This is a genomic window from Vibrio sp. 10N.222.49.C12, from assembly GCF_041475025.1.
Lineage (GTDB): Bacteria > Pseudomonadota > Gammaproteobacteria > Enterobacterales > Vibrionaceae > Vibrio > Vibrio crassostreae_C.
Window position 1 is genome coordinate 67,759 of sequence record NZ_JBFRVF010000064.1, and the last position, 10,907, is coordinate 78,665.

The following is a 10,907-nucleotide window of genomic DNA, read 5'->3' on the forward strand; positions in this document are numbered from 1 at the left end:
ATGGGAACAAAAGAAAGGATACAAGATGAAGATTTTACTCAGCAATGATGATGGTGTGCACGCTCAAGGTATTCATGAGCTGGCAAATGAGCTACGTGATCTTGCTGACGTTATCATTGTTGCCCCTGACCGTAATCGCTCGGGTGCGTCAAATTCATTAACTTTAGAACAGCCTCTGCGTGTTCAAGAGATTACTGAAAATACCTATTCGGTACAAGGAACACCGACCGACTGTGTGCATTTTGCGTTAAACGAACTGCTAAAGAATGACATGCCTGATCTGGTATTAACGGGCATTAATCACGGTGCTAACCTGGGTGATGACGTGCTTTATTCCGGCACGGTGGCTGCAGCAATGGAAGGGCATTTTCTAGGCGTTCAATCGGTAGCGTTTTCTCTGGTGGGAAAAAAACATTTTAAGACAGCGGCAGCGATTGCTCGTCGTATTGTCGAACAACATTTAGCAAACCCAATCCCGACCAACCGCTTGTTGAACGTAAACGTTCCTGATTTAGCCTTAGAACAATTGTCTGGTACTCAGGTGACGCGCTTAGGTGCTCGTCATCACGCTGAAGATATGATCAAGCAAAAAGACCCGCGTGGTCACGATATCTATTGGCTTGGCCCTCCGGGTAAAGAGCAAGATGCCGGTGAAGGTACCGATTTTTACGCGATTGAGCATGGCTTTGTGTCGGTAACACCGTTGCAGGTTGATCTGACGGCGCATGAGTCGTTGGGCGCGATGGCAACATGGTTAGGGGGAGAAGTAAGTGAGTAATCCGCAAGCTGAGCGTTTAATTACTTTCCTGATTGAAAATGGTATTCAGGATCAAAAGGTTCTTGATGCGATTTACCAACTGCCGAGAGAGAGCTTTTTATCACAGGCGATGTATCACCAAGCCTATGATAATAATGCGCTGCCTATCGGTCAGGGTCAGACAATCTCACAGCCATACATTGTTGCTAAAATGACAGAGCTACTTGAATTACAACAAGATAGCCGTGTCTTGGAGATCGGAACGGGTTCTGGTTACCAAACTGCGGTATTGGCTCAACTTGTTGATCATGTGTATTCGGTTGAAAGAATAAAGTCGCTACAATGGGATGCCAAGCGTAGGTTGAAGCAACTCGATTTCTACAATATCTCAACTAAGCACGGTGATGGTTGGCAAGGTTGGTCTTCAAAAGCCCCTTTTGATGCGATTATTGTCACCGCCGCTGCAGAGTCGATTCCTCAAGCGCTTCTGCAACAGCTGAAAGATGGTGGTCGTTTACTGATTCCTGTTGGGGATGATGAACAACAACTGTTGAAGATCGTTCGACACGGCGATGAGTTTTTATCGAGTGTTATCGAGATGGTGAGATTTGTACCTCTTGTTCCTGGTGAGCTAGCTTAATAAAAGACTAATGGTGTAGGTGGATAGAGAGTCGATGCGTTCGAAGTTGTTAAAAGGAAGTACTTTACTGCTTAGCTGTGCCCTTGTTGGGTGTGCAGCGAATTCGCCTGCGCCGGTTTCAAGCCTTAACAAGAAATACTCATCGATTGATCGTGGTAGTTATCGCGGCAGTTACTATGAAGTTAAAAAAGGCGACACCCTTTACTTCATTGCTTATGTCACCAATAAAGACGTTAAAGACCTCATCGGTTATAACAAGTTGTCTGCTCCTTACACTATCCACCCAGGGCAGAAGCTTAAGTTATGGCGTCCTAGCTACAATGCGCCAGCGTATGGTAAATCAACGGTAGCGGCAGCAGCAGTTGCTGCGCCTGTCGCGGCATCGACAACGTCATCTGCGGCAAGTAAACCTAAAACCACATCGCAACCGAGCAAAAACTCTAAACCGGCTCCAGCTCAAACTACCACCAAAGTGGTGAAAAAAGATCCACCAAAGAAGGTTGAACAATCCAAATCAAAGGAGTATGTTGGTTCTAAAGGTAAACAGAATGTTACACCGCCCACCAAACCAACAAGTGATAAAGTATCCAAATGGTTATGGCCAACTAAAGGGAGAGTAATCGAGAATTTCTCTGTAGGCGAACAAGGAAATAAAGGCATAGACATAGCAGGACAGCGAGGTCAGCCAATAGTATCTACTGCAGGGGGAACGGTTGTTTATTCGGGTAATGCACTACGAGGCTACGGCAATCTAGTGATTGTGAAGCACAATGATAATTACTTAAGTGCATACGCGCATAATGACCGACTATTAGTATCTGAAGGGCAAAGTGTGAAACCAGGGCAGAAGATTGCAACAATGGGAAGCTCTGGAGCCAGCAGTGTTAGGTTGCACTTTGAGATTCGTTACCAAGGTAAATCCGTTAATCCAAAACGATATTTACCTTAAATACAATATGCAAAAATTACGTATTGTATGGAGTGACATAGTCATTTAGCGACATATGAAGTTGTAATGTCATGCTAATTTCGCCAGGGGGAGGCGTTATGAGTATAAGCAATGCAGTAACCAAAGAAGAGTTCGATCTTGACCAAGCAACCACGGAACCGGAAGCTCTTGGAAAAGCAAAACGAACAGTCACTAAGAAAACCGAAGCAAAAGAAGAAGTTGAAGTTACGTCTAAAAGTTTAGATGCCACTCAACTCTACTTAGGCGAAATCGGTTTCTCACCACTACTAACCGCTGAAGAAGAAGTGCTATACGCACGTCGAGCTCTACGCGGTGATGAAGCAGCACGTAAACGCATGATCGAAAGTAACCTGCGTTTAGTGGTAAAAATTTCACGTCGTTATAGCAACCGCGGCCTTGCACTTCTCGATCTAATCGAAGAAGGCAACCTAGGTTTGATTCGCGCCGTAGAGAAGTTTGATCCAGAGCGTGGCTTCCGCTTCTCAACTTACGCGACATGGTGGATTCGTCAAACCATTGAACGTGCGTTAATGAATCAGACTCGCACTATCCGTTTGCCAATCCATGTTGTGAAAGAGCTGAACATCTACCTACGTACTGCAAGAGAGCTATCACAAAAGCTTGACCATGAACCAACGGCAGAAGAAATTGCTTCTAAGCTAGATAAGCCGGTTGGTGATGTGAGCAAGATGCTTCGTCTAAACGAAAGAGTGAGCTCTGTTGATACGCCAATTGGTGGTGACGGTGAGAAAGCGCTGTTGGATATTATTCCAGACATCAATAATTCAGATCCTGAGGTTTCAACTCAAGATAGCGATATCAAGAACTCGTTGATTTTCTGGCTTGATGAGCTGAATCCTAAGCAGAAAGAGGTGCTTGCGCGTCGCTTTGGACTACTGGGTTATGAACCGTCAACATTAGAAGAAGTGGGCCGCGAAATCAGCCTGACTCGTGAACGTGTTCGTCAAATCCAAGTTGAAGGTCTTCGCCGTCTACGTGAGATTCTTATCAAGCAAGGTCTGAATATGGAAAACCTGTTCAACGTAGAAAACGACTAATTGAACGGATGATGCTTCTCTAAATAGAAGACAAATAAAAACGCTGACTTTAAGTCAGCGTTTTTTTGTTTGTGGCTTTGGTATTTCATGCCGTCTAATCAAAATAGCAGTACGGCCATAACAAGCTACTTGGTAAGAAACTAAAGCAGCTTCTTCAAGCGGTAAAGTTCTTCTAATGCTTGGCGAGGAGTTAGATCATCAGGATCAACATTCGCTAGCGCTTGCTCTACTTCACTCGGTTCTGGGATCAGGCTCAGTTGGTTTGCGATATCGACACCGCTTGGCTTCGATGTTGGCGACTCCATACTTAACGCTTCTAACTGAGTCAGCTTCGCACGAGCATTCTTGATCACTGCTTTCGGTACGCCAGCTAAACCTGCAACCGCTAGACCATAAGATTTACTTGCAGCACCTTCTTGAACTGCGTGCATAAAGGCAATGCTATCACCATGTTCAACCGCATCTAAGTGTACGTTTGCTAAAGTTGGAAGTTGGTTAGGTAGTTCAGTTAGCTCAAAGTAGTGCGTTGCAAACAGTGTCATCGCATTGATTTGATTGGCTAGCCACTCTGCACTTGCCCAAGCCAGAGACAGGCCATCGTAAGTACTGGTACCACGACCGATTTCATCCATTAGCACAAGGCTGTTTGGTGTTGCATTGTGCAGGATATTTGCGGTTTCTGTCATCTCAACCATGAAGGTTGAACGGCCAGAAGCCAAATCATCGGATGCGCCAATGCGCGTAAAGATACGGTCGATAGAGCCGATGGTTGCGCTTTCTGCAGGAACATAACAACCGATATGAGCCATCAATGCGATGAGTGCCGTTTGGCGCATGTAGGTCGATTTACCACCCATGTTGGGACCCGTGATGATCAGCATCTTACGTTGATCATTCAGGTCGATAGGGTTAGCAATGAAAGGTTCGTCCATCACTTGTTCAACAACAGGGTGACGACCGGCCTGAATTTGTACGCCAGCAGACTCTGTCATGGTTGGACGACAGTAATCAAGGGTATCTGCACGCTCAGCCAAGTTCTGTAGAACATCAAGCTGAGATACTGAAGAGGCGATATTTTGTAGGCGCTCTAGATACGGCAGTAGTAAGTCAAACAACTCTTCCCACAGCTGTTTCTCGATAGCGAGTGCTTTCGACTTAGAGTTAAGTACTTTGTCTTCGTGCTCTTTTAGCTCAGGAATGATGTAACGCTCAGCATTTTTCAGCGTTTGACGACGAACATAGTGTGGCGGCACAAGATGGCTTTGCCCACGGCTTACTTGAATGAAGAAACCATGTACGTTGTTGTAGCCAACTTTTAGCGTGTCGATGCCATGACGTTCACGCTCTTCTTGCTCAAGCTTATCAAGAAATTCAGTTGCGCCTGCTGCAAGGTCGCGCCATTCGTCTAACTCGGCATTGTAGCCTTCTGCAATCACACCACCGTCACGGATAACCACCGGTGGGTTCTCTTTGATTGCACGTTCAAGCAGCTCAGAAACCTCATCCACAGGAGAAGCATATTGAGCAAGTTGAGTTAGGTATGGGTGCTTCAGTTGCGTCAGTGTTTCAGCAAGCTCTGGCAAATATTCCATTGCTTGGCGAAGACGCGCCATATCGCGAGGGCGAGCAGAGCGAAGTGCTAATCGAGCGAGAATACGTTCGATATCACCAATCTGTTTTAAGGTTGGCTGTAGTTCTGTGAATAGAGCCAAATCTTTCATTTCACCAATTGCATCTAAGCGCTGATCGAGTGCAGATATATTGCGCATTGGTTGATGTAACCAACGCTTAAGCATACGGCTACCCATTGCTGTCGCAGTGTGATCAAGTACTTCGGCAAGGGTGTTATCAGTACCACCCCCAAGATTTTGCGTGATCTCCAAATTACGACGAGTTGCAGCATCAAGGATCACCGAGTGATCTTGTTTATCCATCGTGAGTGAACGGATATGAGGGAGGGCAGTACGTTGGGTATCTTTCACGTATTGGATCAAACAACCAGCCGCACATAGACCCAGTTTCGCGCTTTCTACGCCAAAGCCAACCAGATCGCGAGTACCAAACTGCTTATTCAATTGCTGCTTAGCGGTGTCTAATTCAAATTCCCATACAGGGCGGCGGCGGTTGCCATTACGGCTTGCCATTAAATCGACGGGTTCGAAATCTTCAGGGAACAGCAGCTCACGCGGAGAGGTTCTTTGTAGCTCAGCGGCCATCGCTTCTTCTGTTTCTGGCTCGCAAAGTTGGAATCGGCCGGAGGTGATATCCAGTGTCGCGTAACCAAACTTACCGTTGTGGTGATAAATGGCTGCAATTAGGTTATCAACGCGTTCAGAAAGCAAGGCTTCGTCGGTTACGGTACCCGGTGTCACGATACGCACTACTGCGCGCTCAACAGGGCCTTTTGAAAGTGCTGGATTACCAATCTGTTCACAAATTGCTACGGACTCACCAAGTTGCACTAACTTTGCAAGGTATCCTTCAACCGCATGGTATGGAACACCTGCCATCGGAATCGGTTCACCATTTGATGAGCCACGCTTAGTCAGTGAAATATCGAGGAGTTGAGAGGCTTTTTTAGCGTCATCGTAGAAAAGCTCGTAGAAATCGCCCATGCGGTAGAACAGCAGAATTTCTGGGTTTTCTGCTTTCAGTTTTAGATACTGCTGCATCATGGGAGTATGTTTTTGATCGGCTTTCACAGTTAACTTCTTTCGTTTATTTCTATTGCGGCTTAGGATACGTGAAAGCGTTTCGTGCGAAAAGCGGCTGATGCGAAAAGATGCGAATCCAAATGATATGACAGTAAATAAAGGGAAGCAGATGATGCAGATGACTCAAGACCTTAGTGAGCAGCTTGGACATTTACTCGCTAAACACAAACACGTGTTAGTGACGGCTGAATCTTGCACTGGCGGAGGTGTCGCGAGTGCAGTCACCGATATTGCGGGCAGCTCTGGATGGTTTGATCGCGCTTTTGTTACGTACAGCAATGAAGCCAAACAAGAGATGATCGGTGTACAGCTTAAAACCTTAATGGAGTTCGGCGCCGTGAGTGAGCCTGTCGTAATAGAAATGGCGAGCGGGGCATTGCAACATTCAAACGGGACGATCTCTGTATCAATCAGTGGCATCGCTGGCCCAGGTGGCGCGACCGAAGATAAGCCTGTTGGTACAGTATGCTTCGCGTGGAAAGCGCTAAATGGCTGGGATAAAGTAGAAACGCATGTATTTACAGGCGACAGATCACAAGTACGCCAACAAGCCACGCACCATGCCCTGCAAGTTATTTATGATTACCTATCAATGGAAGGTAAGTAACATTTGTACAAATTATTTTCATACAGGTATAGACACTGTATGAATCAACAGTATAATGAGAGCCAATTAGTCACCCCTATGTGGGTTAGAAATAGATTCTAGATCGCTTGTTGAGACAACCGATTATGTGGAGATAGAAATGGACGAGAATAAACAAAAAGCGTTAGCCGCAGCCCTTGGTCAGATTGAAAAGCAATTTGGTAAAGGTTCTATCATGCGTCTTGGTGATAACCGCACAATGGACGTAGAAACTATTTCTACAGGTTCTCTATCTCTAGATATCGCACTAGGTGCTGGTGGCCTACCGATGGGACGTATCGTAGAAGTTTACGGTCCAGAATCATCAGGTAAAACAACGCTAACGCTTGAGCTTATTGCTGCAGCACAGAAAGTGGGAAAGACGTGTGCATTCGTTGATGCGGAGCACGCACTAGACCCTATCTACGCTCAAAAGCTTGGTGTTGATATCGATGCACTTCTTGTTTCTCAACCAGATACTGGTGAGCAAGCGCTGGAAATCTGTGATGCACTGGCTCGTTCAGGTGCAATCGACGTTCTTGTTATTGACTCAGTAGCAGCCCTAACACCAAAAGCAGAAATCGAAGGCGAAATGGGCGACAGCCACATGGGTCTTCAGGCTCGTATGCTTTCTCAAGCAATGCGTAAGCTGACGGGTAACCTTAAGCAGTCTAACTGTATGGCTATCTTCATTAACCAAATTCGTATGAAAATTGGTGTGATGTTCGGTAACCCAGAAACAACAACAGGTGGTAACGCACTTAAGTTCTACGCATCTGTTCGTCTTGATATTCGCCGTACTGGTGCGATTAAAGATGGTGATGAAGTTGTTGGTAACGAAACTCGTATCAAGGTCGTTAAGAACAAGATTGCTGCACCATTCAAACAAGCTGAGACTCAAATCCTTTACGGTAAAGGCTTCAACCGCGAAGGTGAGCTTATCGACTTAGGTGTTAAGAATAAGCTAGTAGAAAAAGCAGGCGCTTGGTACAGCTACAAAGGCGATAAGATCGGCCAAGGTAAAGCTAACGCTGGTAAATACCTACGTGAAAACCCAGAAGTTGCTCTAGAGATCGATACTAAACTTCGTGAGTTACTACTGACTCCTGCTGTTCTTGAAGAGAAAGACGTAGAGAAAGAAGAAGAAAACGAAGAGCTATAAGCTCACGTTTTATAGAGTGGATGTTTGAAAGAAGCATCCGCTTTGAAAGAATTTAAAGCCTCGCATATTTTATGCGGGGCTTTTTTATTGGATCTGCTCCGTCGAGCATGTCTTTGGTCAAATCTCTCTCTTTGACTGAGTTTCTTCGGTACTAGGTCGTCAATTTAGTTCTGCTTTTCCACGGCAAGATATAGTGGAATATTCTTCATTTTATCGAATTCCCACTAAAATCCTGCCCAAGGGTGTCTTTTCTACAAGAAAACTAGTCGAAGCCTTAACCATGATCTACAATACGGCAAAATTCTAACTCGACTATTTTCAGGAAGAGCTGCATGTACATGAGCACTGATGAGGTTCGCAACGCGTTCCTTAAGTTCTTTGAGAGCAAAGAACACCAAATCGTAGACAGTTCATCGTTAGTTCCACATAACGATCCAACCCTGCTATTCACTAACGCAGGTATGAACCAATTCAAAGATTGCTTCTTAGGCGCCGAAAAGCGTGCCTACACTCGAGCAACTACGGCTCAGCGTTGTGTACGTGCGGGTGGTAAACACAATGACCTTGAAAACGTAGGTTTCACGGCTCGTCACCACACGTTCTTCGAAATGCTAGGCAACTTCAGCTTTGGCGACTACTTCAAAGAAGAAGCGATTGGATTTGCTTGGGAATTCCTGACTGAAACTCTTCAACTGCCAAAAGACCGCCTGCTGGTAACGGTATACGAGACAGATGATGAAGCATTCGATATCTGGAACAAGAAAGTAGGTGTTCCTGCTGACCGTATCGTTCGCATTGGCGACAAAGAAGGCGGTAAACAGTTCGAGTCTGATAACTTCTGGACGATGGGTGACACAGGTCCTTGTGGTCCATGTACTGAAATCTTCTACGATCACGGTGAGCACATCTGGGGCGGCCGTCCTGGTACACCTGAAGAAGATGGTGACCGTTTCATCGAGATCTGGAACAACGTATTCATGCAGTTCAACCGTCACGCTGACGGCACAATGGAACCGCTACCTAAGCCTGCTGTAGATACAGGTATGGGTATTGAGCGTATTTCTGCAATCATGCAGGGCGTTCACTCTAACTACGAAATTGATGTATTCCAAAAGCTAATCAAAGCGACTGCGGAAGTTGTTGGTCATGATGATCTATCTAACCAATCGCTACGCGTTATTGCTGACCACATCCGTTCTTGTTCATTCCTAATTGCTGACGGTGTTATGCCTTCAAACGAAGGTCGTGGCTACGTTCTACGTCGTATTATTCGTCGTGCAGTTCGTCACGGTAACAAGCTTGGCGCACAAGGCGTGTTCTTCCACAAACTTGTGGGTGTGCTGGCTGAAGTGATGGGCTCTGCGGCAGATGAACTTAAGAAACAGCAAGAGCTTGTTGAAAAAGTACTTCGCATTGAGGAAGAGAACTTTGGTCGTACTCTAGAGCGCGGCATGGTTATTCTTAATGACGCACTAGATGCACTTGAAGGCAAAGAGCTTGACGGCGAAACAGTTTTCAAACTTTACGATACATACGGCTTCCCAGCTGACCTTACTAACGATGTAGCTCGCGAACGCGATTTTACTATCGATGAAGAAGGCTTTGAGAAGGCGATGGAAGCACAGCGTAAGCGTGCACGTGAAGCAGGCCAATTCGGCACGGATTACAACGCGACAATCAAAGTAGACACCAACACTGAGTTCTGTGGTTACACAGCAACTGAAGGTGCTGGTGAAATCTCTGCGCTATTCGTTGACGGCGAAGAGGTTGCTTCACTATCGGCTGGCGACAAAGCAATCATCATCCTTGAAGAGACACCATTCTACGCTGAGTCAGGCGGTCAATGTGGTGATGCTGGTACACTAAAAACAGCGTCGGGTCTTTTCAAAGTACAAGACACTCAGAAGCTAGGTAACGCATTTGCGCACCACGGTGAGCTAGTTGAAGGTGTATTTGCTAAGGGCGATAAAGTAGAAGCAACGGTTGACGCTGAGCGTCGAGCTGCTATCTCACTAAACCACTCTGCCACTCACTTACTTCACTCTGCATTGCGCGAAGTGCTAGGTGAGCACGTTGCTCAGAAAGGTTCTTTAGTTAAGCCAGATAACCTACGTTTTGACTTCTCTAACCTTGAAGCGGTAACACCAGCACAGATTAAAGAAGTAGAGCGTCTAGTTAACGCACAAGTTCGTAAGAACCATGTGATTGAAACGAACATCATGGACATCGAGTCAGCGAAAGAAAAAGGTGCAATGGCACTGTTTGGCGAGAAGTACGATGATGAAGTTCGCGTTCTATCTATGGGCGATTTCTCTACTGAACTTTGTGGTGGTATCCACGCTTCAAACACAGGTGATATCGGCCTATTCAAGATCACTTCTGAAGGTGGTATTGCTGCGGGTATTCGTCGTATTGAAGCGGTAACAGGTGAAGCTGCTCTAGATGCTGTAGAAGCTCAGGCTAACGCTTACGAAGAGAAACTTGCTGAATCAGCTAAGAAAGCGAAATCGCTAGAGAAAGAAATCCAACTGCTTAAAGAAAAGATGGCTGCTGCAGAAAGCGCAAACATCATGGGCAAAGTAGAAGACATCTCTGGTACTAAAGTTTTGGTTGCTGCAATTGAAGGCGCAGACAACAAGAACCTACGTACTATGGTTGATAACGCTAAAAACCAAGTAGGTAGCGGCATCATCCTGATCGCGAACGTAGCAGACGGTAAAGTTGGCTTGATTGCTGGTGTAACCAAAGACCTAATCGGCAAAGTAAAAGCGGGTGATCTCGTCAAGATGGTTGCTGAGCAAGTTGGCGGTAAAGGCGGCGGTCGTCCAGATATGGCTCAAGCGGGCGGTACAGACGTTGCAGCACTGCCAGAAGCGCTTAAATCTGTGCGTACTTGGCTAGAAGAGCGTCTTTAAGCTTAAGTAATTGATACAAAGATGCCCAATCAGTTGATTGGGCATCTTTTATTGTGCGCCGAGCAT

Annotated in this window: 8 protein-coding genes; 7 read left to right on the forward strand and 1 reads right to left on the reverse strand. The window is 45.9% G+C overall.

The window, feature by feature from the left end:
• Window positions 1–25 precede the first annotated feature (25 nt).
• The 4 genes from surE (at window position 26) to rpoS (ending at window position 3,425) form a co-directional block, all read left to right on the forward strand.
• Window positions 26–778: a 5'/3'-nucleotidase SurE gene (surE, locus tag AB4583_RS17960; protein ID WP_017068690.1), complete on the forward strand. Its 753-nt coding sequence runs from the start codon at window positions 26–28 to the stop codon at window positions 776–778.
• Window positions 771–1,397 (forward strand): protein-L-isoaspartate(D-aspartate) O-methyltransferase, encoded by a 627-nt coding sequence (locus AB4583_RS17965; RefSeq protein WP_017059029.1) that lies wholly within the window; start codon window positions 771–773, stop codon window positions 1,395–1,397. Before surE ends, AB4583_RS17965 begins: the two co-directional genes overlap by 8 nt.
• 34 nt (window positions 1,398–1,431) lie before the next feature.
• A complete protein-coding gene (nlpD, locus tag AB4583_RS17970) occupies window positions 1,432–2,346 on the forward strand; it encodes a murein hydrolase activator NlpD (RefSeq protein WP_017068689.1) in 915 nt (304 codons plus the stop codon).
• A 98-nt stretch (window positions 2,347–2,444) separates the two neighbouring features.
• A complete protein-coding gene (gene rpoS / locus AB4583_RS17975) occupies window positions 2,445–3,425 on the forward strand; it encodes an RNA polymerase sigma factor RpoS (RefSeq protein ID WP_017059027.1) in 981 nt (326 codons plus the stop codon).
• A gap of 140 nt (window positions 3,426–3,565) precedes the next feature.
• On the opposite strand, the gene mutS is transcribed toward rpoS, so the two are convergent.
• A complete protein-coding gene (gene mutS / locus AB4583_RS17980; protein WP_017059026.1) occupies window positions 3,566–6,127 on the reverse strand; it encodes a DNA mismatch repair protein MutS in 2,562 nt (853 codons plus the stop codon).
• Window positions 6,128–6,251: 124 nt separating this feature from the next.
• Between mutS and pncC the strand changes: the two genes are divergently transcribed.
• From pncC to alaS, 3 genes are all read left to right on the forward strand, one after another.
• The gene (gene pncC / locus AB4583_RS17985; RefSeq protein ID WP_029235458.1) at window positions 6,252–6,746 is read left to right on the forward strand and encodes a nicotinamide-nucleotide amidase; all 495 of its coding nucleotides are present in this window, start codon (window positions 6,252–6,254) and stop codon (window positions 6,744–6,746) included.
• A 139-nt stretch (window positions 6,747–6,885) separates the two neighbouring features.
• Window positions 6,886–7,926 carry a recombinase RecA gene (gene recA, locus AB4583_RS17990; protein WP_017056586.1) on the forward strand — a complete coding sequence of 347 codons (1,041 nt, stop codon included), beginning with the start codon at window positions 6,886–6,888 and terminating at the stop codon, window positions 7,924–7,926.
• Between the two features lie 332 nt (window positions 7,927–8,258).
• Window positions 8,259–10,841 (forward strand): alanine--tRNA ligase, encoded by a 2,583-nt coding sequence (gene alaS, locus AB4583_RS17995; RefSeq protein WP_017063223.1) that lies wholly within the window; start codon window positions 8,259–8,261, stop codon window positions 10,839–10,841.
• Window positions 10,842–10,907: the final 66 nt, after the last annotated feature.

Excerpts from the sequence above, each read along its gene's own strand:
- surE (WP_017068690.1), top strand. The coding sequence starts at position 26 with ATGAAGATTTTACTCAGCAATGATGATGGTGTGCACGCTCAAGGTATT.
- nlpD (WP_017068689.1), top strand. The coding sequence starts at position 1,432 with ATGCGTTCGAAGTTGTTAAAAGGAAGTACTTTACTGCTTAGCTGTGCC.
- rpoS (WP_017059027.1), top strand. The coding sequence starts at position 2,445 with ATGAGTATAAGCAATGCAGTAACCAAAGAAGAGTTCGATCTTGACCAA.
- pncC (WP_029235458.1), top strand. The coding sequence starts at position 6,252 with ATGCAGATGACTCAAGACCTTAGTGAGCAGCTTGGACATTTACTCGCT.
- recA (WP_017056586.1), top strand. The coding sequence starts at position 6,886 with ATGGACGAGAATAAACAAAAAGCGTTAGCCGCAGCCCTTGGTCAGATT.
- alaS (WP_017063223.1), top strand. The coding sequence starts at position 8,259 with ATGTACATGAGCACTGATGAGGTTCGCAACGCGTTCCTTAAGTTCTTT.